Origin of the sequence: Nocardia callitridis (assembly GCF_039543305.1) — a bacterium.
Taxonomy (GTDB): Bacteria; Actinomycetota; Actinomycetes; order Mycobacteriales; family Mycobacteriaceae; genus Nocardia; species Nocardia callitridis.
Window position 1 is genome coordinate 1830899 of record NZ_BAABJM010000001.1, and the last position, 24374, is coordinate 1855272.

Consider the following 24374-nt stretch of genomic DNA (forward strand, 5'->3'; position numbering starts at 1 on the left):
GCCGCCGTCAGGCGCTGATCGCGGGCTCGATGACGGCGAATCCGCCGTCGGTCGCCCGCCCGGCGAATTCGAGGATTGTCGGTCGCGAATCGTCGGCACGCCATGCGACGGCCAGCTCGCAGGGTGCGAGGCCGGTGAGGGGGCGCGCGGTGAGGCCGGGCCACCGGTACATCGGCACGTTGTTCTCCGCGAGCAGGCAGACGCCGAGTCCGAGGCTGACCGCCTCCAGCTTGTCTTCCGGGGTCGCGGCTTCGGCGCCGATCTTCGGGGCGCGTCCGTTGCGTGCGTCGTTGCCGAGCCAGAAGTCGCGTACCGCACCGGCTTCCGCGGGGAGTGCGACGAATTGTTCGTCGAGCAGGTCGCTGAAGTCGATGGTCTCTGCGGCGGCGAGCGGGTGGGTTTCGGGGAGCAGCACCCAGCGCTGTTCGGTGCGCAGGACTTGCCAGCGGTAGCGGTTCTGGTCCGGCAGTGGCAGCCAGACCAGCGCGAGGTCGGCTTGGCGTCCGGCGAGGCCGCTGGAGGCGTCGTTCCATGACGCGGGGTGCAGCGCGAGGCGGTGGCCGCTGGCGCTTTCCAGGTCGTTGAGCAGACCGCGACCGATGGCGGATTGGATGCCGACGCGTAGTACCTCGCCGGCTTCCTGGAGCGAGGAGTTGGTGACGGCCCAGAGGTCGAGGATCCTGCGTGCGCCGTCGAGCAGTTCCTTGCCGGCGACGGTCAGTGCGACGCTGCGTTGGTTGCGATCGAACAGCACGACATCGAGCTGGCGTTCGAGCTGACGGATCTGTCGGGAGAGCGTGGGTTGGGCAATGTGCAGCCGCTGGGCGGCGTTGGTGAAGTGCAGTTCCTCAGCGACGGCGACGAAATACCGCAGGTCGCGCAAATGCGGGTCCATAGCCCCTTGCTATCAGAATCAGTCCGGAATTTCCAGCCATTTCAGACCGGAAGGTTCGGATACGAGCATAAAAACATTCAGCAGGTTTGTTAAGCAACAGCATATTGCCTGTCATGGTGGTGCGCACCATCGATCGGTCAAAGACCCGGCGCGTGTGCTGGATTCTGTGCCGAGGTTTGTTACCCGCTGGTCGGTCGGTGTGTGCCGTGACTTCGCCGTTATCGATGCGCCGATCATGGCCGCGACCTCGCGATTGCCGATCGGGGCGGAATCGGGCCTTGACGGCGGCGATCGATAGCAAAAATCCATGCGGTGAGGTTGGTCACAAAATCGTTTGTCACGACCCATAATTGGGCTCGAACGACACTGTCAAGGGGCACTGCGCGCGGACGGTCTCGATGTCCACACGGTGTCAGTCGGCCCGCTCGCCGCGCGCTCGCCGCTCGTACTTCTTGCGCTCTTCGGCGTCGACGTCGCCGAGGAACGCCTGCCCGGATCCCAGCGCGCGCCCCAGCGCGTCACCCGCCGACTGCGGCAGCAACCCGACCGCCTGCGAGATGAACCCCGCCAGCTTGGTCACCCGCACCTTTGCTCTGGGTTTGGCGATCAACCCGATGACGGCGGCGGCGATGTCCTCGGGCTCGGCCGCCCGCATCACCCCCTTGGACTGCACGCCCGACAGCAGTTCGGTGTTGGTCAGCGTCGGCAGCACCGAGGAGAACCGCACACCGGTGCCTCGATACTCCTCGCCGAGGGTGTCGGTGAAGCCGAGCACGGCGTGCTTGCTGGCGTTGTAGGTGGCCAAGCCGGGCAGATGCGTCTCACCGGCCAGCGACGCGATATTGATGATGTGGCCACTCCCGCGCGGCAGCATCCTGGCCACACCGAGCTTGGTACCGAGGATCACGCCGTAGACATTGATGTCCAGAATGCGGCGGGTCACCTGGTCCGGTTCGTCGACCAGTTTTCCGGTCGGCATGATGCCCGCGTTGTTGATCAGCACGTCGATCGGCCCGATCGTGCGCTCCACCTCGTCGAGGAACTGCTCGAACGAGGCGGCGTCGGTGACGTCGAGGTGCCCGTACACCTCGAAATCGTGTGCGGTGCCGGTCTCTTTCACCGTCGTCTCGTCCACGTCGCCGATCGCGATGCGCGCGCCGAGCGCCGCCAGCGCGGTCGCGGTGGCCAGCCCGATCCCGCGCGCACCGCCGGTGATCACGACGACCTTGCCGTTGACCGCCGTGTGTCCGTTCATTTGGCGACTCCCTGGGTGGTGGCGGTCCCCGATATCCCGACGCGGCGCAGCCCGCGCGCTCCCGCCGCGCGCATCGCGCCGAAGGCCAAGCGCAGCTTCGAAGGGTCGTAGGGGAACCAGATCAGTTCTCGCTGCTGGGTCGGCAGGATCGGCACGGTAATCGCCTGACGGCGACAGTATTTGCGCACCCCGTCCGCACCGCCCCAGCGCGCGCCGACTCCCGATTCGCCCCAACCGCCCATGGGGAGTGCGAAATTGAACAGATTGCTGAACACGTCATTGACGTTGACCGCGCCCGCCTCCAGCGCGCGTGCCACCCGCTCGCCGCGTTTCTTGTCGCCGGTCCACACCGACGCCGACAGTCCGTAGCGCGAATCATTTGCCAGCCGAACGGCTTGCGCCTCGTCGGCGACCTTGATCACCGGCAAGGTGGGGCCGAAGGTCTCCTCGGTGACGCACGACATCGTGTGGTCGACGTCGACGAGCACGGTCGGCTCGAACAGGGTGCCGACGCCGGTGCGTTTGCCGCCGGTGAGCACGGTGGCTCCGGCGGCAACGGCTTCGTCCACGTGGCGTTGCACGATCTCGACCTGGCTCTCGTTGGCCAGCGCGCCCACGTCGTGTGCGCCCTCGGGGCCGTCGAGGCCCTGGCGCAGAGCCTTGACGTTCGCGGTCAATTTCGCCACGAACTCGTCGTAGACCGGCGCCTCGACGTACACGCGTTCCACCGAGATGCACACCTGGCCGGAGTTGAACAGCCCGCCGAAGGTGATGCCGTGTGCGGCCCGGTCGATATCGGCGTCCGCGAGCACGATCGCGGGGTCTTTACCGCCGAGTTCGAGGCTGTAGGGGACCAGTCGCTCGGCGCAGGCGGCGGCGATCTTGCGCCCGGTCGCGGTCGAGCCGGTGAACTGCACATAGTCGCTCACCGCGACGACGGCGGATCCGGTCGCGCCGCCGCCGGTGATCACCTCGAAGATCGGTGGCGCGCCGATTTCGGCCCAGCCCCTTGCCAATTCGAGCGCCGAGAGCGGCGTCACCTCCGAGGGCTTGAGCAGTACCGCTGCGCCAGCGGCGAGCGCGGGGATCACGTCGAGGGCGGGCATGGCCAGCGGGAAGTTCCACGGTGTGATGATGCCGACCACCGGGTAGGGCCGATATACCGTCGTCAGTTTCTTGACCCGGCCGAGTGGGCTGTGTGGTGCGGGGTGGTCGTCGGCGAGGAACTTCTCCGCCCTGCGCGCGTAATAGCCGATCAGGTCGATGGAGAAGCGCGGGTCGATGAGCGCGTCGACGCGAGGCTTGCCGGTCTCGCTCTGCACCACGTCACCGAGGGTCTGGGTGTTGTCGATGAGCCAGTCCTGCAGCTTCAGCAACCATTCCTTGCGGCCCGCAGGGCCGATCGCTTCCCAGTCTCGCTGGTGCTCGCGCAGTCGGCGGGCGGCGGCGGTCACCGCGTCGGCGTCCGAATCCGGTACCGCGCCGACGATTTCGCCGGTGCCGGGGTTGCGCACCTCGATCACGGGGCCGTCCGGTCGCGCGGTCGAGGCTGTGACCGAACCCTTCTGCGTGATGTTGATCGTGGTTTCGGCTTCGGCCACTGCTGTTCTCCCACTGACGTTGTGTGCTGCGACGTCCAAACCCAGCTGGAATGGGCCACGTCGCCATGATCGTGACACAGTCAGATGAGATTTGTCTCGCCGATTCAGTGGTCGTTATGTGAATGCCTATTCCGTCCGGTTGGGCCGGAACGGGCACCCGTCAGTTGAGCTGTTCGGTGGTTTCCCCGGTATCGGTGGCCGCGATCCTGCGTAGTGGCGGCTCGGACTTCGGCGGCACCCTTCGATCGGGTAATTCCGCCAGTAATTCGGTGGTCGCCTCCGCGATGGTGGCGACGGCCTTGTCGACGGCGGCCTTGGTCGTTGAGCTCAGGCCCGACACGCCACCGACCTTGCGCACGTATTGCAGTGCGGCGGCATAGATTTCCTGCTCGGTTGCGGCAGGTTCCAGACCACGCAAGACGGTGATGTTTCTACACATGGACAAACACTAGCCCCACATCCCCGCCCCCGGCAGGGCAAACGAATCCACGATGCGCCGCCCACAGCCTGTGTCCATGCCGGAGAAACACCGGCCATACCGGGGTCTATGAGGAACAATCGTGGCATGGCTGCGCGCGGTGTACCCACGTTGACGACCTTTCCCTACGACGAGCTGGACAAGCGAGAAGAAGATCACTGGTCCGGGGCGGCGGCCACGGACCAAGAGTTACGCGCACTGGGACTCGGTGCGTTCTACTCGGCGCGCTGGGATGCCTTCCACGACGCGCTGCTGCTCGGCCCCGAGCGTGAACATCCGCTCGGCGATCGCCGCGAACTGGCCATCGACACGCTCACCGGCGCGTGGGGAATCACCGACGGCACCGAGGCACGCGCCTCGATGGAACAACTACTCGAAGGCATGCACGCCCCGCTCTACGCCCTGGTCCACCCGTTGGTGATGGCCTCGATCAACGCCAGTGAACGAGACCGCTTCGGTGAGCGCGCCGATCGCCAGCGCGCGTTCCTACGCCAGGTCGGGTCGTTTCGGGGGATGGACAATCCGGAGTCGTTGGTCCGCGATTACGACATCTGGTCGCAGGCGATCAAGATCGGTTTCACCGACCACCTCGCGCGGCCGTTGCCCACCGATATTCACGCGTGGGACCTCGCGCGGGTGGTCGCCGTGGCGCGCATGTCCTTCACCGCGGGGTACGTCGACGCCGAGGTCGCATGGACCTACCTGGCACGGGCGCTGCCGATCGCACAGGCCAAATACCGGAACTGGCGGCAGTTCGGCGACGCCTACCTCACCGGATGGACCTACTGGCAGGCGTGCGAAGACCTCGCGGAACTGAAGAACGGCGGCGTCGACCGTCGGATGGAGCTGCTGCGGCTGTGGATGCGGCCGACCAGCCCGTGGCGAAGGGTCCCGCTCAACCACTGACGCGCCCGACCACCGCGAAAGACCCGAAATCCCGACGGGCGTGTGCCCGTCGGGATCATGGTGGGCTCGAAGTCAGTTGCCGTCGGGCAGGGAGCGAAGGATGCCCCTGCCATAGCGCTGGAACTGCGCGTCGTCGACCATGCCGAGCGAGTGCCGCTCGACCAGCAATTCCCACTCCGAATACAGCTGGGCCACACCGGGATCGGCCGAGCCAGCGGCGCCGTCGGCGGAATCACGGCGCACCGCGAAGTTCACCGCGCAGGTCACGCGCTCGGTGTCGGCACGATCCGTACCGGTGAACCGCAGTGTGGTGTTGCCGTCGTGCACATCCATGCCCGGTTCGCCACGCCCCGTGTCGACCTCGCCGGGCGCACGCCCGCCACCGTTGGTGCTGCGCGCCCACAGGACGGTGGGTATGGGCAGTTCGTGTGCGTAGCGGTCGTCGTCATCGATCGAGATGAACAACAGTCGCCCCGTGGTCGCGGCCAGCAGGCCCGGTCCGCTGCCCGCGGGCGGGCGCGCCCGAGCGACGGCCGTCTCCAGCACGTATTCCTCGGGCGTCACGTACCGATGCAACGCGGTGACGGCGGATTTGGCCGCGCGATTACTCGTCATCCTGCGCACGGCACGGTCGACGTCGGCTCTCGTCGGCCCGTTCTTGCCCCAGGACGGGTCGGGCGGTTCCAGATCGGGCGCCGCGACATCGAGGCGTTGGGTCGCCAAGATCTGGCCGTTGATCCGGTTGACGATTTTCGTCGCCGCGGGAACATCGGTCTCGTCGATCAGCACCGGTAACGGGGTGCGGTCGGCCGGGACGCCGGTGAGTACGGGGGTGGGGTAGCGCAGGTAGATCTCGATCACGACGGCGTCGTCGGCGCGGCGGTGCAGCCGAACCTTGAGTAGATCGGTCACCGGCACGTCCAGTACGCGCTCTCCGTCCGAACCCGGTCGCAGCACGATCAATCGCCCTTGACCGTGTCGCACGATGGCTGTGGGTGTTCGTAGCTCGACTATGTCCATACCCCCTGCGCTCTGAGTGGATGTGCGGTCTATCCGGGGTCCTGCGGGGTCTTGCCGTGGCCACCAAATTACGGGGCTACGGCTACGCAAGCTACCGCGCTGCGGGTTATTGCTCGCACCGCGGTGTTGTGTCGTCGCTCACGATAGGCCGTGCATGCCATGATTGTGCCTACTTGAGGTAAGCCGGGTCGATGAGTTCGCGCAAGGGTTCGGGAACCACCGGGGCTCGTCGGCCGTTTACTTCTTTAACTGCACCAGCAGTTGAACTGCGCGATGTATCGAACAGACCGTAGGCGGTAACGTTGCATATCCGCGTCCGAGCCGCTCGAACCAGGGTGAGACAGTGGTGAGAAAAGACGTCGAACCACGTGGCATCGAGCCTGATCACCGTTGCCCGACGCATCGCTAGGCAAGACCCGGAGACACCGGAAAGGACTGGCCGACCGGCCGACGCTCTATGAACCGCAAGACTGTGTTTCGCACCCTGGCCATAGTCGCGACCATTTTGGTCGTGATCTATGCGTTCAGCTACTTCGGCAATGACACGCGCGGATGGAAAAGCGTTGACACGTCGGTCGCCCTGAGTCAGCTGGACGACAAGGCCAACGTCAAGAACGTCCAGATCGATGATCGCGAGCAGCAGCTGCGCATCGAGCTGAACGCCGGCAACGACGCGACCGGTGGTCAGGACAAGATCATCGCGAAGTATCCCGGCGGCAGCGAGACCTCGGGACAGGTCTTCGACGCCGTCAAGAACTCGGGCGCGCAGTACAACACGGTGGTCAAACAGGAGAGCTGGTTCACCCAGATCTTGCTGTTCGTGCTGCCGATGGTGATCCTGCTCGGCCTGTTCATCTTCGTGATGGCCCGCATGCAGGGCGGTGGTCGCGGCGGCATGATGGGCTTCGGTAAGTCCAAGGCCAAGCAGCTGTCCAAGGACATGCCCAAGACCACGTTCGCCGACGTCGCCGGCGCCGACGAGGCGGTCGAAGAGCTCTACGAAATCAAAGACTTCCTGCAGAACCCGGTGCGCTACCAAGCACTCGGCGCCAAGATTCCGAAGGGTGTTCTGCTCTACGGCCCGCCGGGAACCGGTAAGACCCTGCTCGCCCGCGCGGTGGCCGGCGAGGCCGGCGTTCCGTTCTTCACCATCTCCGGCTCGGACTTCGTCGAGATGTTCGTCGGTGTCGGTGCTTCCCGCGTGCGTGACCTGTTCGAGCAGGCCAAGCAGAACAGTCCCTGCATCATCTTCGTCGACGAGATCGACGCGGTCGGTCGTCAGCGCGGCGCAGGGCTCGGTGGCGGACACGACGAGCGTGAGCAGACGCTGAACCAGTTGCTCGTCGAAATGGACGGGTTCGGTGACCGCACCGGCGTCATCTTGATCGCCGCGACCAACCGCCCCGACATCCTCGACCCCGCGCTGCTGCGTCCCGGCCGCTTCGACCGGCAGATCCCGGTGAGCAACCCCGACCTGGCCGGTCGTCGTTCCATCCTGCGGGTGCACTCGCAGGGCAAGCCGATCGCACCCGAGGCCGACCTCGAAGGACTGGCCAAGCGCACCGTCGGTATGTCCGGCGCCGATCTTGCCAACGTCATCAACGAGGCGGCGCTGCTCACCGCGCGCGAGAACGGCGCGGTAATCACCAGCGAGCAACTGGAGGAGTCGGTCGATCGCGTGATCGGCGGCCCGCGTCGCAAGAGCAGGATCATCAGCGAACACGAGAAGAAGATCACCGCCTACCACGAGGGTGGGCACACACTCGCCGCATGGGCGATGCCCGATATCGAGCCGGTCTACAAGGTGACGATCTTGGCCCGTGGCCGCACCGGCGGTCACGCCATGACGGTGCCCGAGGACGACAAGGGTCTGATGACCCGCTCGGAGATGATCGCCCGACTGGTGATGGCGATGGGCGGCCGTGCGGCCGAGGAACTGGTGTTCCACGAGCCGACCACCGGTGCGTCCTCGGATATCGACCAGGCCACCAAGATCGCGCGCGCGATGGTGACCGAATACGGCATGAGCGCGCGCCTCGGCGCGGTGCGTTACGGCCAGGAGCAGGGCGACCCGTTCCTCGGCAGGTCGATGGGTCAGAGTTCGGACTACTCGCACGAGGTCGCCGGCGCGATCGATGTGGAGGTGCGCAACCTCATCGAGGCCGCGCACACCGAGGCATGGGCGATCCTCAACGAGTACCGCGACGTGCTCGACACCCTGGCGACCGCGTTGTTGGAACGCGAGACCTTGCACCGCAGGGACCTGGAGGAGCTGTTCGCTTCGGTGGACAAGCGGCCGAGGATCACCGCGTTCAACGACTTCGGCGACCGCGTGCCTTCGGACAAGCCGCCGGTCAAGACTCCGGGTGAGCTCGCGGCCGAACGCGGTGAGCCGTGGCCGCCGGAACCGGTCGACGTCACCAAGCGTGTGGGGGCGCGAGAGTCCGTGCCCGCCAACGGCTATCCGCAGGACGGCGGTTACGACGCGCCGCCACAGTACGGGTACCCGCCCGCCGCGCAACCCGGCCAGCAGGTGCCGCCCGCACCCGCGTACCCGCAGGGTGGAACGCACGGCTCCCGACCGGATTACGGCGCTCCCGCCGGTTGGTCGGCGCCGGGCTGGCCGCCGCGTGAGGAACGTCAACAGCAGCCACCACCGCCACCGCGGCACGGATACCAGCAGCCGAGGGGTCCGCAGGACGGTGGCTACGATCGCGGCGGCTACGGCGGTGGGGGCCGTGGGTACGACGCCCCCGGATACGACGAGCACGGTCGCCCGTTGCGCAACGGTGCCGACCAGCGCGGTGACGGCGAAGGCGACGAGTGGGACGGTCCGAACGGTCGACACTGATCGGCGACGATTACGCTCGACCATCTGGGTGCGGAGAGAGTGCGGCGCCCTGGATTTTGGAGGTGTCCTCGATTGTCGACCAACCATCACCTCGGCGGCGACACGCTCGCCGATTCGGGCGTCGCTGAACGAGACGATCCCACGCCGGACCGGGTCAACGAGCCCGTCGCGCTGGAGACGGGCGCCGCGTTCGATCAGGCCCGCGCCGAAGCGGCCGTGCGTGAGCTGCTGATCGCGGTCGGTGAAGACCCCGACCGTCCTGGCCTGCTCGACACCCCGGCGCGGGTCGCCCGCGCGTACCGGGAAATGTTCGCCGGGCTCTACGTCGAACCGGACGCGGTGCTGAACACCACTTTCGACGAAGGCCATCAGGAGCTGGTTCTGGTGCGCGACATTCCGCTGTACTCGACCTGTGAGCATCACCTGGTGTCGTTTCACGGTGTCGCCCACGTCGGCTACATCCCCGGTCGGCACGGCAGGGTGACGGGACTGTCGAAGTTGGCGCGCGTCGTCGACCTGTACGCCAAGCGTCCGCAGGTGCAGGAACGGTTGACCAGCCAGATCGCCGACGCGCTCATGCGCAAGTTGGAGCCGCGCGGCGCCATCGTGGTGGTCGAGGCCGAGCACCTGTGCATGGCGATGCGCGGGATCAGGAAGCCGGGCGCGAGCACCACCACATCCGCGGTGCGTGGGATTCTGCAATCGAGCCCGTCCTCGCGCGCCGAAGCCCTCGATCTCATTCTGCGGAAGTGAGTCGACCTGTGAGCGAGACCGCGTGACCGGAAACGGAGGTGTGACCGCACGCGGCGGTCGTTCCTGCGTCGTGTTCGGGGTGGTGAACGTCACCGCTGATTCGTTCTCCGACGGTGGCCGCTATCTCGATACCGAGCGCGCGGTCGCGCACGGGGTCGAGCTCCACGCGCAGGGCGCCGACATCATCGACGTCGGTGGCGAGTCGACCAGGCCGGGTGCGGCACGGGTCGACCCGGGCACGGAGGCGGCTCGGGTAGCGCCGGTGATTCGCGGGCTGGTCGCCGAGGGTGTGCCGACCAGCGTGGACACCATGCGCGCCGCCGTCGCCGAGGCCGCGCTCTCGGCGGGCGCCTCGGTGGTGAACGACGTCTCGGGTGGCCGTGCCGATCCGCATATGGTGAAAGTCGTTGCGACGGCGGGCGTTCCGTGGATCCTCATGCATTGGCGCGCGGACGCGGACTATCGGCACGTCGGCCCGGCCGAGCACTATGACGATGTGGTGGCCGAAGTGCTCGCCGAGCTGACCGCTCAGGTGGAGCTGGCGGTCGCCGCGGGCGTCGACCGCGACAAGCTGATCCTCGACCCCGGTCTGGGATTCGCGAAGAACGCGGCACACAACTGGGAATTGCTCGGCGCCCTCCCGGAATTGGTGGCCAACGGCCTGCCGATTCTTATCGGAGCTTCCAGGAAACGGTTCCTCGGCGGGTTGCTCGCCGACGACGCGGGCCCGCGCCCACCCGATGGCCGCGAAGTGGCGACCGCTACCGTCTCGGCGCTTGCCGCCGCGCACGGCGCGTGGGGGGTGCGGGTGCACGATGTGCGTGCCTCGCTGGACGCCATTTCCGTCACCGACGCGTGGCGGCGCGCTGGTCGGCGCCGCAGGCGAGGAGATTGTTGATGAGTGACGCTGGGAATTCTGTCGACCACGATGTGCGACAGGATGTTTCGCCGGAGACCTCGCGGCTCGATCGGATCGAGCTGCGTGGCTTGCGCGTGTTCGGCTACCACGGCGTCTTCGAGCACGAGCGTCGCGACGGTCAGGAATTCGTCGTCGACCTGACGGTCTGGGTGGATTTTCGTCCCGCCGCCGCCTCCGACGACTTGGCCGCGACCGTGGACTACGGGCAGTTGGCCGAACGCGCGGTATCGATCGTCGCCGGACCGCCGCGCGACCTCATCGAGACCGTGGTCAGCGAGATCGCCGATGCGGTGCTGGGAGATCCGAGGATCGCCGAAACCGAAGTGGTTTTACACAAGCCGTCGGCGCCCATTCCGCACACCTTCGCCGACGTGCGGGTGGTTACCAGGCGTCGCAGGGCACAGGTGCGCGCGTGAGCGGGGTGGCCTCGTGAGCAGGGCGGTACTGTCGATCGGCGCCAACCTTGGGGACCGGCTCGCGCACCTGCGCGGGGTGGTCGAGGGTTTCGCGGACCGGGTTGTCGCGGTGTCTTCGGTGTATTCGACCGCGCCGTGGGGCGGCGTCGAACAGGATGATTTCCTGAACGCCATTGTCGTGGTGGATGATCCGGGTTTCAGCGGCCTCGACTGGTTGCGTGCCGGTCAACGGATGGAGCAACGGGCCGGGCGCGTGCGCGAGGTTCGCTGGGGTGCGCGCACGCTCGATGTGGATGTGGTGTGGTGTGCCGACCTGCGGGCGGGCACGCTGGTCGCGGCGCGCAGCAGCGACCAGGAACTGACCCTGCCGCACCCGCAGGCGCACCGTCGAGCGTTTGTCCTGGTGCCGTGGCTGGAGGTGGAGCGCGACGCGACCTTGGAGGTCGACGGTGTCTCGCACACGGTGCGCGCCTTGCTCGACGGGCTGGACGCCGAGGAACGCGATGGCGTGCACCTGACCGACCTCACTCTGCTGCCGAACACCGCGCACGCGAGCGCGGACCCACGGAGGTCGACGCCGTGAAGTTGAAGCCGACCCGTGTGCTGGATCTCGTGGCGAATGTGGTGATCGCCGCGGTGGCCGCGTGGATAGCCACGCGGCTGACCTACAGCAACTTCCCGCCCATCTCGGTGTACGCGGGCGCCTCGCTGTATCCCGTCGCCGCGATCGAGGTGGTGCTCGGATTCCTGATCAGGGCGCGGGTCAACGACCGTGAGATCGGTGCTGGTCGCCGTCAGTTGCATCCGATCACCGCGGCACGGGCCATGGCGTTGGCGAAGGCGTCGTTGCAGGTCGGTTCGATCGCGGCCGGTGTGTGGCTGGGCTTTCTGTGCTGGGTGTTCCCGCAGCGATCCACGCTGAACGCGGCTTCGGCGGACAGTCCAGGGGCGATCGTGGGATTGCTGGCGGGTGTCGCATTGGTTGCTGCGGCCCTATGGTTGGAGTACTGCTGCCGGGCCCCCGAGGACCCCACCGACGATCCCGCGGATCCCGCAACCACATAGCGTATCCACGAGAGCGGAGCGGGACGGCTGAATCTGGGCGGAACGCGCTGATCACGCTACCCTGGCGTCCATGGTTTCACCCGCCCGTAGCAGCACTTCCCGTCGCCGACGGGAAGAAGCGGGAAAAGTATTCGTCGGCGCGCTGATCCTGCTCGGTTTGGTTGCCAGCTTTTTCCTGGTTTTCAGCGACAGACTCCAGTTCGTACGGATCGGTCTCGTCGCGGCATTGTGGGCCGCGGTCCTCGGCGCCCTGGCCGCGACCAAGTACCGCAAGGACGCGTCGATCGATAAGGCCAAGGTCCGAGACCTGCAAACCGTGTACGAGTTGCAGTTGGAGCGCGAGGTCACGGCCCGGCGGGAATACGAACTCGGCCTCGAAGCACGGGTGCGTCGAGAAGTCGGGGCCGACGCGAGCGAGATCGCCGCATTGCGCGACGATCTGATGGTGCTGCGGCAGAGCTTGCAGCGGCTGTTCGACGGCGATCTTCCGGTGGATCGGCCAGCGTTGCGGGCCGAAGCGCGCCGAATTCATGAGCTGACGAGTTCTACCGGCGAGCCGGCGAACGTTAGCTCGGCGGATGCTGACGAGTTCGTCGGCCCGCCGACCCAGCAATCGCACAGCACCGACGCGCCGGTCTACGACGCCGATCATCCGAAGCGCCCGCTGTTCGCGAGTCCCTCCGACGACCCGGTTACCGCCGAGACCGCGGTGGTGTCGACCGAAGATCTCGATGCGCACGAAGCGAAGTTGGTCGCCGAGAAGCGGGCCGCCGAGCAAGGGGGAGACGAGCAGCAGGGTGCCGGTGTGGTGTCGGCGTCGTCGAAGGGGGACCGATCCGGTGGGCTGGAGAAGTCCGTGACGCCGGAATCCGATAAGTCGAACAACGCCGCTTCCGGCAGTGCTGACCGCGACAGTGCCGAGCCCGATGCCGACTCCGACAGTGCTGGGATCAGCACCTCTGCGTCGAGGACCGCTGCGTCGGGCAAAGCCGCGTCAAGCTACGTCACGTCCAGCGATGTCGCGTCGGGCGAGGCTGTGTCGAGCGATGTCGCGTCGGGCGAGGCTGTGTCGAGCGATGTCGCGTCCGGCGAGGCGGCGTCGGGCGAGGCGGCGTCGGGCAGGGCAGCGTCGGGCAGGGCAGCGTCAGGCAAGACGGCGTCAGGCAAGGCTGCGCCGGTCGATGTCGCGTCGGGCGAAGCTGCGCTGCGACGGACCACCGAGTTGGTCGCGAATGCGCCCGCCGACGCGCAGGATTCGACGGAGACCGGCGACGTGCGCGCCGACCCCGACGGTCTGGTTTCAGGCAGGGCCGCGTCGGGCGAGGCTGTGTCGAGCGATGTCGTGTCCGGTGAGGTCGCGTCGGGTACGGCTAAGACTGCGTTTGGCAAAACCACGTCGGGCAAAACCACGTCGGGCAAGACCGCGTCCGGCAAGACCGCGTCGAGCAACCTCACGTCTGGCGAGGCCGCTTCCGAGGGCGCCGGCGAAAGTTCCGCGTACGCCGCAGCCACAACGAAGACAACCGGTTCGGCCGCGTCGGTAAATGCCGCGTCGTCCGGCAACGCTGCGTCCGGGAACGCTGCGTCCGGGAACGCCGGTCCCGGCAACCCAGCGTCCGGCGATGTCGCGTCCGCCGCGGACGCGCAGGCGATCGATACCACCGCCCCCACGGATTCGGCTGTTGCCGAGTCGGTTTCGGCTGAGCGGGGTGTCGAACCGCCGGTGCGGCGCGGTGTGGCCTCCGATGCGTCCGCGCGACCTGATTCCAAGAGCGGCGGTGAAGCTCAGAGCAGCGAAGTGACCGAGACGTCGAAACCATCCTCTTCGGAGCGGGGCGAGTCCGTTACCGGTCGCCCGGATTCCGCTGTGGCCAAGCCGGTTTCGAAGAACTCGCCGACAGAGTCCGCGTCGAAGGCCGAGGTCCGCACCGCGTCTTCAGTGCAGGGTTCCGCGGACGGCGGGCCCCGATCCGAGTCGTCTGCCGACGAGTCCGGCTCCGGCAAGGCCGCACCGACGGAAGCGTCCACGCAGGCTGTGGGGTCGTCCCGAGTCGTGCGCGCCGCGAACTCCGCCGCCGACAGCACCGACGCACGCGGCGTCTCGGCCGGTGCGAACACACCGGCACCGACCGCCGAGCAAGCGTCTGCGGACACCTCGTCCGCACCCCTCGGGGCCGAGCAGGCGACGCCTGCCGAGCAGTCGGGATCCGCGGCTTCGGCTAGGGCGAATGCGAAAGCCGTTTCCGCCGAGACTGTTTCGGAAGCAGACGGGGCGACCGAAGGTTCGCCCGCGGCGGCGTCGAGCGATGACGAGCAGCCGAAGACCACCTCGGCAGCGGTAGCCGAAGGTCACGAGGCAGGCGCGACCCAGTACAAGTCTGTCGCACGCAAGATCACCGGCCGACGACTCGGTTGGCGCAAGGCGAGCGCGGCGACGAGTGGCGCGAAGGGCGCCGCGGCCAATGCCGACGGCAAGTCGAAGCGAGCTCCCGCGAAGCCAGCGCAGACCGAAGCCACCGAGACGGCGCCAGCACCAGCGAGCGAGTCCGGGCGTTCCCCTGCGCCGGCCCCGTCCGCATCGGAGCCGACGCCGACGAGCTGGGACGGGTTCGCGGAGACACCGCCCGAGGCGCATGCCGACGCACCACCGGCTCGGCGGCGCCCCACGTCCATTCCGCCGGTTCCTCGGGCTCGGCCACCGCAGCCGCAGTCTGTCAGTGCCAGTGGGTCGCGCAGGCGGCGCAGGGCCGACGACGACGGCGATTCTCCGACCCGGCGGCTGTCGGTCGCCGAGATCATGGCCAATCTTCAGTCGGAGAAAAACGACCAGCCCGAGCAGGATCACAACCAGGAGAACGTCAACAACAACTGAGGCCCTTCGAGTTTCGGCGACCGGTTGAATGCTGGGCGACCAGTTCCCCGAACCGTGGCATTCGCGTATGCGTTCTCCGCGCTGCGGTCGAGCGGGTTCGCCCCGAACCCGGTCATCACGGTCCGGAACGAGGCGGGAATCTGCCACTCGGAGGCGCCTGTCCACGACTTTCTCGCAAATACCCTCGTCTCAGGACCGGCTGCCCCTGACAAGCCGGATCGCGTTCGACATCATCGCGGTTTGCGGGGTACCCGAATGCCACCACCGTGGGACGCGTCACCAGCGGCCCCACCCGATGAGGGCATTGATGGCCAATGCGCTGAAACCAGCGACCAGGTTGCCTGGGGGAAGCGCTCGGAGGGTTGGCCGAATCGCATCGGGGAGGCGGCTTCAGGCACTCTCGGTGTGTTCGGTCTCGAATGGCGGGTCGACCATGAGCCCAGTTCGGATTATCGGGCCACCAATATCGCCCACCTCTATATCCGGCCGGCGTACGAAGACCGATTCCGAGGTCCTCGACCAGATCGGCCCGAGACCGCCCGATCGCAGCCCGTCGGTGCCGGTGCGCTGCGCGGCGCCCCCTGCCGAGGAGAAGGTTTTCGCCGAACTCACCGCTCGTCGGCCCATTCTTGTCGATCGGCTTCCTCGATCGATGCGGCGCAGATCACCGATGGCCCCCGTGGCGCCGTGCGCGGCCGGGCCGATATCCTCGGCTTATATAACGTCCGGTACCCGCGGCGCGGGACTGGAACGACATCGAGAGGACAACGTTGACCTCGAGAAGCGTGGATTCTTCTGCTGACGCGACTTCGGGATTCGACCCGGCGCCCGCACGCCTGACGGTAGGAATCGTCTCGGCGGGACGCGTGGGTTCGGCCTTGGGTGCCGCACTCGAGCGCGCCGGGCATGTGGTGTTCGGTGTCGCCGCCATTTCCGATGCCTCGGTACGCCGTGCCGGTAATCGGCTGCCCGATTCGGAGATCTTGCCGGTCGAACAGGTGGCGCTGCGCAGTGAGCTGTTGGTGCTCGCGGTGCCCGACACCGAGTTGGCCGGGCTGGCTCGTGGTCTCGCCGGCGCGGGCGTGGTTCGGCCGGGCACGATCGTGATGCACACCTCGGGCGCCAACGGTATCGGCGTGCTCGCGCCGTTGACCGAGATCGGTGCCATGCCGTTGGCGGTCCATCCGGCGATGACGTTCACCGGCCACGACGAGGATGTGGCACGACTGGCGAACTCCTGCTTCGGGGTGACCGCCGCCGACGAGGTGGGGTACGCGATCGCGCAGTCGTTGGTGATCGAGATGGGCGGCGAGCCCGTGCGGGTGTCCGAGGAGCACAGGGTGCTCTATCACGCCGCACTCGCGCACGGGAGCAACCACCTGGTGACGGTGATCGTCGACGCGGTTGCCGCACTGCGCGCCGCGTTGGCGGGACCCGGTCTGCTGGGGCAGCAGCTCGTCGACGATCAGCCCAATGGTCTCGCTGAACGATTGTTGGCGCCGCTGGCTTCCGCGGCATTGGATAATGCGCTGCGCCGTGGCCGATCCGCGTTGACCGGGCCGGTGGCCAGGGGCGATGCCGAGGCGGTCGCCGCACATCTGGCCGCGTTGGGTTCGGTCGAGCAGGGGTCGGCGGCGGCATATCGCGCGATGGCCTTGCGCACCGCGCAGCGCGCGGGCACCGCACCCGAGGTAATCGACCTTTTGGAAGGACGCTGATGTTCGACGCGACCCAGGGGCAGGCCTATCGTCCCGGGGAGCTGACCGTGCACCATGACCCAGCGACGATCGGCGCGGTGTCCAAGGCGCTGCGCGGCGTCGGCCGCACGGTGGGCTTGGTGCCCACGATGGGCGCATTGCACGAAGGTCATCTCGAGTTGGTGCGGGAGGCCAAGCGCACCAATCAGGTGGTGATCGTCTCGATCTTCGTGAACCCTTTGCAGTTCGGCGCACACGAGGATCTGGGCAAATATCCGCGCACGCTGGAGGCGGATGTCGATTTATTGCGCGCCAACGGTGTCGACCTGGTTTTCGCGCCGAGTGCCGCGCAGATGTATCCCGACGGCAGCCGAACCACGGTGCAGCCGGGTCCGCTCGGTGCCGAATTGGAGGGTGCGAGCAGGCCAACGCATTTCGCGGGCATGTTGACGGTGGTCGCCAAGTTGTTTCAGATCACGCGTCCGAACGAGGCGTTCTTCGGTGAGAAGGATTATCAGCAGCTGACATTGATTCGGCAGATGGTGCGTGACTTGAATTTCGATGTATCGATCAGGCCGGTGCCTACGGTGCGGGAATCGGATGGTTTGGCGCTTTCCTCACGTAACCGTTTTCTCGATGCGCCGCACCGCGATTCGGCGGCGGCGTTGTCGGCGGCGCTCACCGCGGGTGCGTACGCGGGCGGTCTCGGGCCGGACGCCGTAGTGGCCGCGGCGCGCGCGGTACTCGACGCGTCGAGCGGTGTCGACGTGGATTACCTCGAATTACGTTCGGCGACACTGGGTCCGGCCCCCGAATTGGGCAATGCTCGGCTATTGATCGCGGCGAAGGTCGGAGGCACGAGGCTTATCGACAATGTCCCGGTGACGCTGGGCGCACCGGTCGACGATCGGCACGCCGCCGAACATCCGGCCGCGGCTCCTGTAGTGAATTAGAGAGGGCGACACTATGTTTCGCACCATGATGAAGTCCAAGATCCATCGGGCCACGGTGACCATGGCCGATCTGCATTACGTCGGCTCGGTGACCGTGGATCAGGACTTGCTCGATGCCGCGGATTTGTTGGAGGGTGAGCAGGTCTGCATCGTCGATATCGACAACGGCGCCCGCTTGGAGACCTACATCATCGCGGGCGAGCGCGGTAGCGGAGTGATCGGAATCAACGGTGCCGCAGCACATCTCGTACACCCAGGCGATCTGGTGATCTTGATCGCCTACGGTCAGATGGACGAGAGCGAGTTGGCGAGTTACGCCCCGAAGGTGGTTTTCGTCGACGATCACAATCGCGTCGTCGAGTCGGGTTCGGACCCCGCGCACGCGCCCGAGGGCTCGGGGCTGACCTCGCCGCGTTCGTTGACGCACGCGTGAGGGCGGCGGTGACCACATGCTGTTGACCATCGATGTCCGTAATACGAGCATCGAGCTCGGTCTTTTCTCCGGTTCCGGCGACCACGCCGAATTGGTGCGCAAATGGCGGTTGCACACCAACCCGTTGCTGACCGCCGACGAGTTCGCGATGCAGGTGCGCGGCCTGATCGGCGAACGCTCGGAGCAGGTGGTCGGCGTGGCGGCGCTGTCGACGGTGCCGCCGGTCTCGCGGGAATTGCGTGCCATGCTCGCCGAGTATTGGGCGCACGTTCCGCATGTGGTGGTGGAACCCGGTGTGCGGACCGGTATTCCGTTGCTGGTGGACAATCCGAAGGAAGTCGGCGCCGACCGGATCGTGAATTGCCTTGCTGCCTACCAGCATTACGGCACACCCGTGATCGTGGTCGATTTCGGTACCGCGATCTGTGTGGATCTGGTCTCGGCCAAGGGAGAGTTCCTCGGCGGGATCATCGCGCCCGGCGTCGAGGTCTCGACCGAGGCGTTGGTGGCGCGTAGCGCGCTGCGCAGGACCGAGTTGGTAAGGCCGCGTTCGGTATTGGGCAAGAACAGCATGGAGTGCATTCAGTCCGGCGCCGTGTTCGGCTTCGCTGGCATGGTGGACGGCTTGATCGACCGGATTCGCGATGAGTTCGACGAGTTCTCCGGTCGGTCGGTCGGCATCGTCGCGACCGGGGCGAGCGCACCGCTGATCGTGCCGGAGTCGGAGACCATCGACGACCATGATCCGCACCTGACCTCGACCGGTCTGCGGCTGGTGTATGAGCGCAACCAGCGCCGCCGCGGCGCGTGAGGATGCTCGCATTGGCGATTCGATGACCTGCTGCTAAAGTTTGCTTTGTGAATTTCCGCGTGCGCACTCCGGAGTGTTGTCGAGGCTGACCTGGCCTCGATCGATCGAGGCTGCCGACAGTCCTCGACCGTTCACACCCTTACGGAGATTCGCTCATGCGTTCCCCAGTTCTCTCCCTGTCTTCCGCTCGCGGCTCGTACTCGACCGCACGGCCGGCGGCGCGGTTCCCCGATCCGCGCATCGACCGCCCTGTAGCCCCGGCATTACCTACTCGATTACGGCCGCCCGATCTACTGCGGCTGACCGATGAGGGTGCCGAGGACGTGCTCGACGGCCGCTATGACCACCTCCTTCCGGCCAATGGCGAGTGGCCGACCGAGCAGCGATGGGCGACTCGGCTGCTGTCCGATGACGAGGTGGATGTCTGGCTGATCAGCTGGACCCCGGGCAAGTCGACCGAGCTGCACGACCATGCCGGGTCGTTGGGCGCGCTGACGGTGCTCAGCGGCGCGTTGTCCGAATACCGTTGGAATGGAACGGAATTGCGTCATCGCACGCTGACAGCGGGCGACCAGGCGGCGTTCCCGATCGGTTGGGTGCACGACGTGATGCGCGCCCCGTCGGCCGAGGCGGCCACGCCGTCGAGGTTCGCTGACCCGGCTCAGGCGACGACGGGCCCGCTCGATCCGACTCTGAGCGTGCACGCCTATTCACCGCCGCTTTCGGCGATGTCGTATTACGAGGTCACCGGCCACGGCATCTTGCGGCGCACCCGTACCGTCCTCACCGACGAGCCCGAAGGCGATATGTGATGACCGCCATGACCATCGATCAGATGTTGGCGAACGCGCGCTCGACCCTGGATCGGATATTCGCCTTCGAGGTGCCTGAGGCATTGTCACGCGGAGCGATACTGGTCGATATCCGGCCACAGGCGCAGCGGCTGCGTGAGGGCACACTGCCCGGCGCCTTGGTGATCGAGCGCAATGTTTTGGAATGGCGCCTCGACCCCACCAGTTCGGCGCGCCTGGCATTGGCGACCGACCACGATGTGGAATGGATTGTGGTCTGCTCGGAGGGGTATACCTCCAGTCTCGCCGCCGCGTCGCTGCGGCAACTCGGTTTGCACAGGGCGACCGACCTGGTCGGCGGCTATCAGGCGGTCCGTGCCGCGGGGTTGGTCACCGTCGCGGTCGGCACCGCGCACTTCGCCCGCGAGACCGAGGTTCTGTCGGCGCTGTAATTGCCGCTGCCCGCGTCGGCCGGCGAAATATTCGGGACGACAGGAGATTTCATCGATGAATCGATGCACGCTCGCTATTTCCGTGCTGCGGCGAAGCGAATAATCCTCCCCACCGCCGAAAAGTGTGAGGTGTCTTTCATCTCGTCACTTTGTCGGCGGGACACACTGTCTGAGTCTGTGGTCGCCCGCGGATTCTGTCTGTCTCCGTACCGGATTCCGCGGCGCGACAATCGCGTTCCAGTGCTGCTGCCCGCCCCGAGGCTTCACGTGGATCGGTTCGGCTCTCCCACGCTGCGTGGGCGCAGCCTGGACGGGGTGATCGGCGGATGTGAACAAGCGGCGTCCGTGTCCGTGTGAAAACGCGGTGGCCCGTAGGTCGGAAAATACTGCCCGCTAAGGTTGTCGGATGTGAGCACTCGCAACTCCGCAACCTCCCCGGCGTCGGCCTCGGATTCGGCTGCCGCCACATCGGCCGATGACGCTCCCGAGCAGATTCGGATTCGTCGGGACAAGCGTGAGCGGCTGCTCGCCGCGGGCGGCGACGCCTATCCGGTCGCGGTCCCTCGCACGCATACCCTCGCCGGAATTCGGGCGGCTTATCCGGAGCTGACCGCCGATACCAACACCGGTGAGCAGGTGGGTGTCGCAGGTCGCGTCATATTCGTTCGTAATACCGGCAAGCTGTGTTTTGCGATGTTGCAGGAGGGCGACGGCACCAAGTTGCAGGCGATGATCAGCCTGAACGGGGTGGGTGCCGAGGCGTTGGCGGCATGGAAGGCCGATGTCGACCTCGGTGATTTCGTTTTCGTGCACGGCGAGGTCATCGTCTCGCGCACCGGGGAATTGAGCGTGCTCGCCGATTCTTGGTCGATGGCGTCGAAGTCCTTGCGGCCCTTGCCGGTCGCGCACAAGGAGATGAACGAGGAGTCGCGGGTCAGGCAGCGTTATGTGGACCTGATCGTGCGCCCTGAGGCGCGACAGGTGGCACGAACCAGGGTCGCTGTGGTGCGCGCATTGCGAAATGCGTTGGAGCGCCGCGGTTTTCTCGAGGTGGAGACGCCGATGCTGCAGACGGTGCACGGCGGGGCCGCCGCGCGCCCGTTCGTCACGCGTTCGAACGCGCTCGATATGGAACTTTTCCTGCGTATCGCGCCGGAGCTGTTCCTCAAGCGCTGCGTTGTCGGTGGATTGGAACAGGTCTTCGAGATCAACCGAAACTTCCGCAACGAGGGCGCCGACTCCACGCATTCTCCGGAGTTCGCGATGCTGGAGACATACGAGGCATACGGCACCTACGACGACTCGGCACGCATGATCCGAGAATTGGTGCAGGAGGTGTCCCAGGAGGTCTTCGGCACGTTGATCGTGACGTTGCCGGACGGTAGCGAATACGACCTCGGCGGCGAGTGGACGACGGTGGAGATGTACCCCTCGTTGTCCGAAGCGGTGGGGGTATCGGTCACCCCGGAAACATCGGTCGCCGAGTTGCTCGCGCTCGCCGAACGGATCGGTCTGGAAATTCCAGCCGACCAAGGCTATGGCCACGGGAAACTGGTCGAGGAACTGTGGGAACATCAGTACGGCGACAAGCTCTACACACCGACTTTCGTTCGTGACTTCCCGGTGGAGACCTCACCACTGACCCGGCAACACCGGTCTGTTGCCGGCGTGACCGAGAAGTGGGATCTGTATGTTCGTGGCTTCGAACTGGCTACCGGCTATTCGGAGTTGGTTGATCCGGTGATCCAGCGGGAACGGTTCGTCGATCAAGCACGGTTGGCCGCGGAAGGTGACGACGAGGCCATGGTGTTGGATGAAGACTTCCTTGCCGCTATGGAGCACGGCATGCCGCCGACTACCGGCACCGGTATGGGAATCGATCGGTTGTTGATGGCACTGACGGGTTTGGGAATCCGAGAAACGATACTGTTCCCAATTGTGCGACCAGTTGGTCACTGACTGCTGGATTGCAAAATCACAGCCCCGTCTTGGAATTTTTGGAATTCGAGGTATTCTTGCCTCGGGTAATCGGCCTAGTATGCGGGTCGCACGATTTCGAGAGGACGTTCATCTCATGGCAAAGAAGGTCACCGTTAGCCTGATCGACGATGTCGATGGTGAGTCTATCGCGGACGAGACCATCGAGTTTGCGATCGACGGTGTGTCGTACGAGATCGACCTGTCGTCGGCAAATGCCGCGAAGCTGCGCGACGGGCTCGAAGAGTGGGTGACGAGCGCGCGTCGAGTGAGTGGCAGGCGCCGCGTGAAGGCCGCAGCGGCCGCGACGGGCAACACCAAGAGCCGGGTCTCGATCGACCGGGAACAAAGCGCGGCAATTCGCGAATGGGCACGTCGTAATGGGCACAAGGTGTCGCAGCGGGGGCGTATCTCCGCCGACATCACCGACGCGTACAACAAGGCCGCGAAGGGTTAGTTCGCTATTTCGGCCGCCGTCCCGGCGAATCGTGCGACGCAGGGGCGGCGGTCTTGTTTTGTTTTCTGGGTTCTTCGTGGTTCTTCGTGGGGTCCTCGATTGCTTTCGTGCGGTGTTGCGGACAACGCGGCGATGTCGTAGTCCGAAGTTGTCCGGACGTCCGAAGTGCGCTGTTGGTGCCCGGTTGATCTGTCTTGCTTCGTGGTTGTCGAAAGCGGCACCATGGAATCCGTGCGAGGATCACCGGCGGTATGGAGAGATGAGGTATCGGCGCGGTGACGGCATTCGTTGGTTCATCGCTGCGATTCACCGATAACACGGGGCAGGCGCAGGAGATCATGCTGACCCCCGAGCGGGAGCGCGTCACCATCGGTAGGTCTCCGCAAGCCGATCTCGCTCTGAGCTGGGATGCCGAGGTTTCCCGATTGCACGCGGCGATCGAATATCTCGGCACGCAGTGGACCATCGTCGACGACGGGCTTTCGCGCAACGGAACTTTCGTCAACGGCGACCGACTGGTCGGGCGCCGCAGGCTGATCGCGGGCGATCGGATTCGAGTCGGTACCTCGATCGTCTCGTTTCACGACTTCGGCGCCACCACCGACGCGATCACGCGCACTTCGACCAGCACCACGCCGAGCATGCGCTCGCTCACCGATACTCAGCGTGCCGTGCTGATCGCGTTGTGTCGGCCGTACAAGCACGGTGCCGGTTTCGCCACCCCGGCCGCTAATCAGCAGATCGCCGACGAATTGTTTCTCAGCGTCGATGCGGTCAAGACCCATCTGCGGACGCTGTTCGCGAAATTCGGCGTCGAGGATCTTCCGCAGAATCAGAAGCGGGTTCGGCTGGCGGGTCTGGCGATGCAGACTGGTCTGATTTCCGATCGGGACCTGTAGACGCTCGCGCAACGTCCTGAGTGTCTCGGCTATGTCCCTCGGCGGGTCACCACGGCTTGACTGGAAACACGAATCGGAGCGGTGAAGTCTCCGGTCGGGTTCCCAGCAGGAGGAAGTCGATGACTGTCGCACGCATCGCGAGCATGGTCGCTGCCACGCTCGCCACCGGGTTGATCGCGGGTGTTTTTTACGCGTACGCGATATCGGTGATGCCGGCGTTGGGTCGCGCCGACGATCGCACCCTGGTCGAGGTGATGCAGAAGATCAACGTGGCCATCATGAATCCGTGGTTCCTCACCGGTTTCGTCGGCACCGTAGCCTTCGGCGTGCTCGCCGCGCTCACGCATCTGGATCGCGCGCATCGTGGCGTGCTGGTCTGGATTGTGGCGGCACTGGTGCTCAATGTGCTCGCGTTTCTGGTCACGTCCGCGCTGAACGTGCCGTTGAACGATCAACTTGCCGCGGCGGGCGCGGCCGCGCGCATCGGGGAACTTGCCTCGGTGCGCGCGGATTTCGAATCAGCGTGGGTGCGTTGGAATATGGTGCGCGCGGTGCTGCACGCACTGGCCTTCGTCGCGCTGTGCGGCGTATTGTTCGTCGCGGGGGTGCAGCAGGGGAGGGGGCGGTAGGGGTAGGGCACCCCACGGGTCTTCGCTGTGCGGGGTGGGGTGAACCGCCGGTTGCCCGCAGGTCGCCGATCCGCCGGGTGCACCGTCGCGCTGGCCGACACGCGATGGGTGCCCGGTCATCACGCCGTTCGCTCAGGGCAAAACCGGGTGGGAAACGATCCACGCCGCGCCTACGTTGTGAGTGAATGGCGTCGTAGTCACCGGCCCGCAATAGGGTGGACCGGCGGCGGCGACATCACCCGCC

General features: G+C 66.1%; 23 protein-coding genes. 18 read left to right on the plus strand and 5 right to left on the minus strand.

Going from position 1 to position 24374, the window contains the following annotated elements; all coding sequences use genetic code 11:
* Nucleotides 1-7: 7 nt before the first annotated feature.
* From ABEA50_RS07785 to ABEA50_RS07800, 4 genes are all read right to left on the minus strand, one after another.
* Entirely contained in the window at nucleotides 8-895 is an 888-nt protein-coding gene (locus ABEA50_RS07785; RefSeq protein ID WP_345494368.1) for a LysR substrate-binding domain-containing protein, read from the minus strand.
* A 412-nt stretch (nucleotides 896-1307) separates the two neighbouring features.
* The gene (locus ABEA50_RS07790; protein WP_345494369.1) at nucleotides 1308-2150 is read right to left on the minus strand and encodes an SDR family oxidoreductase; all 843 of its coding nucleotides are present in this window, start codon (nucleotides 2148-2150) and stop codon (nucleotides 1308-1310) included.
* Entirely contained in the window at nucleotides 2147-3724 is a 1578-nt protein-coding gene (locus tag ABEA50_RS07795; RefSeq protein WP_345494710.1) for an aldehyde dehydrogenase family protein, read from the minus strand. Before ABEA50_RS07795 ends, ABEA50_RS07790 begins: the two co-directional genes overlap by 4 nt.
* A 187-nt stretch (nucleotides 3725-3911) precedes the next feature.
* Entirely contained in the window at nucleotides 3912-4190 is a 279-nt protein-coding gene (locus ABEA50_RS07800; RefSeq protein ID WP_345494370.1) for a DUF2277 domain-containing protein, read from the minus strand.
* A gap of 126 nt (nucleotides 4191-4316) precedes the next feature.
* Between ABEA50_RS07800 and ABEA50_RS07805 the strand changes: the two genes are divergently transcribed.
* Nucleotides 4317-5135, plus strand: a complete 819-nt coding sequence (locus ABEA50_RS07805; RefSeq protein WP_345494371.1) for a DUF1266 domain-containing protein — start codon at nucleotides 4317-4319, stop codon at nucleotides 5133-5135.
* Nucleotides 5136-5207: 72 nt separating this feature from the next.
* Here the strand turns inward: ABEA50_RS07805 and ABEA50_RS07810 are convergent, their stop codons facing one another.
* Nucleotides 5208-6155, minus strand: a complete 948-nt coding sequence (locus ABEA50_RS07810) for a hypothetical protein (RefSeq protein WP_345494372.1) — start codon at nucleotides 6153-6155, stop codon at nucleotides 5208-5210.
* Nucleotides 6156-6612: 457 nt separating this feature from the next.
* On the opposite strand from ABEA50_RS07810, the gene ftsH reads away from it, so the two are divergent.
* The 17 genes from ftsH to ABEA50_RS07895 all read left to right on the plus strand — a co-directional run bounded on the left by ftsH (nucleotide 6613) and on the right by ABEA50_RS07895 (nucleotide 24130).
* Nucleotides 6613-9006, plus strand: coding sequence for an ATP-dependent zinc metalloprotease FtsH (ftsH, locus tag ABEA50_RS07815; protein ID WP_345494373.1), 2394 nt, complete (start codon nucleotides 6613-6615; stop codon nucleotides 9004-9006).
* A gap of 171 nt (nucleotides 9007-9177) precedes the next feature.
* Nucleotides 9178-9759, plus strand: coding sequence for a GTP cyclohydrolase I FolE (gene folE, locus ABEA50_RS07820; protein WP_345494711.1), 582 nt, complete (start codon nucleotides 9178-9180; stop codon nucleotides 9757-9759).
* 22 nt (nucleotides 9760-9781) lie between these two features.
* On the plus strand, nucleotides 9782-10657 hold the full coding sequence (folP, locus tag ABEA50_RS07825) for a dihydropteroate synthase (RefSeq protein WP_345494374.1): 876 nt from the start codon (nucleotides 9782-9784) through the stop codon (nucleotides 10655-10657).
* Nucleotides 10657-11094, plus strand: a complete 438-nt coding sequence (gene folB, locus ABEA50_RS07830; protein ID WP_345494375.1) for a dihydroneopterin aldolase — start codon at nucleotides 10657-10659, stop codon at nucleotides 11092-11094. Before folP ends, folB begins: the two co-directional genes overlap by 1 nt.
* Before the next feature lie 13 nt (nucleotides 11095-11107).
* Entirely contained in the window at nucleotides 11108-11677 is a 570-nt protein-coding gene (gene folK / locus ABEA50_RS07835) for a 2-amino-4-hydroxy-6-hydroxymethyldihydropteridine diphosphokinase (RefSeq protein ID WP_345494376.1), read from the plus strand.
* Nucleotides 11678-11679: 2 nt separating this feature from the next.
* The gene (locus ABEA50_RS07840; protein WP_345494712.1) at nucleotides 11680-12159 is read left to right on the plus strand and encodes a DUF3180 domain-containing protein; all 480 of its coding nucleotides are present in this window, start codon (nucleotides 11680-11682) and stop codon (nucleotides 12157-12159) included.
* A gap of 70 nt (nucleotides 12160-12229) precedes the next feature.
* Complete coding sequence (locus ABEA50_RS07845; RefSeq protein ID WP_345494377.1) at nucleotides 12230-15031, plus strand: DUF6779 domain-containing protein; 2802 nt, start codon at nucleotides 12230-12232, stop codon at nucleotides 15029-15031.
* A 785-nt stretch (nucleotides 15032-15816) separates the two neighbouring features.
* Nucleotides 15817-16749: a Rossmann-like and DUF2520 domain-containing protein gene (locus tag ABEA50_RS07850; protein WP_345494378.1), complete on the plus strand. Its 933-nt coding sequence runs from the start codon at nucleotides 15817-15819 to the stop codon at nucleotides 16747-16749.
* A complete protein-coding gene (gene panC, locus ABEA50_RS07855; RefSeq protein WP_345494379.1) occupies nucleotides 16749-17681 on the plus strand; it encodes a pantoate--beta-alanine ligase in 933 nt (310 codons plus the stop codon). Before ABEA50_RS07850 ends, panC begins: the two co-directional genes overlap by 1 nt.
* A 13-nt stretch (nucleotides 17682-17694) precedes the next feature.
* Nucleotides 17695-18114: an aspartate 1-decarboxylase gene (gene panD, locus ABEA50_RS07860; RefSeq protein WP_345494381.1), complete on the plus strand. Its 420-nt coding sequence runs from the start codon at nucleotides 17695-17697 to the stop codon at nucleotides 18112-18114.
* Between the two features lie 16 nt (nucleotides 18115-18130).
* Nucleotides 18131-18925, plus strand: coding sequence for a type III pantothenate kinase (locus ABEA50_RS07865; RefSeq protein WP_345494382.1), 795 nt, complete (start codon nucleotides 18131-18133; stop codon nucleotides 18923-18925).
* A gap of 155 nt (nucleotides 18926-19080) precedes the next feature.
* Nucleotides 19081-19737, plus strand: coding sequence for a cysteine dioxygenase (locus ABEA50_RS07870; RefSeq protein ID WP_345494383.1), 657 nt, complete (start codon nucleotides 19081-19083; stop codon nucleotides 19735-19737).
* A gap of 8 nt (nucleotides 19738-19745) precedes the next feature.
* On the plus strand, nucleotides 19746-20168 hold the full coding sequence (locus ABEA50_RS07875; protein ID WP_345494713.1) for a rhodanese-like domain-containing protein: 423 nt from the start codon (nucleotides 19746-19748) through the stop codon (nucleotides 20166-20168).
* 408 nt (nucleotides 20169-20576) lie between these two features.
* Nucleotides 20577-22127: a lysine--tRNA ligase gene (lysS, locus tag ABEA50_RS07880; protein WP_425577548.1), complete on the plus strand. Its 1551-nt coding sequence runs from the start codon at nucleotides 20577-20579 to the stop codon at nucleotides 22125-22127.
* A gap of 115 nt (nucleotides 22128-22242) precedes the next feature.
* A complete protein-coding gene (locus ABEA50_RS07885) occupies nucleotides 22243-22602 on the plus strand; it encodes a histone-like nucleoid-structuring protein Lsr2 (protein WP_345494385.1) in 360 nt (119 codons plus the stop codon).
* Nucleotides 22603-22877: 275 nt separating this feature from the next.
* The gene (locus tag ABEA50_RS07890) at nucleotides 22878-23501 is read left to right on the plus strand and encodes an FHA domain-containing protein (RefSeq protein WP_425577549.1); all 624 of its coding nucleotides are present in this window, start codon (nucleotides 22878-22880) and stop codon (nucleotides 23499-23501) included.
* A 119-nt stretch (nucleotides 23502-23620) separates the two neighbouring features.
* Nucleotides 23621-24130: an anthrone oxygenase family protein gene (locus tag ABEA50_RS07895; protein ID WP_345494386.1), complete on the plus strand. Its 510-nt coding sequence runs from the start codon at nucleotides 23621-23623 to the stop codon at nucleotides 24128-24130.
* Nucleotides 24131-24374: the final 244 nt, after the last annotated feature.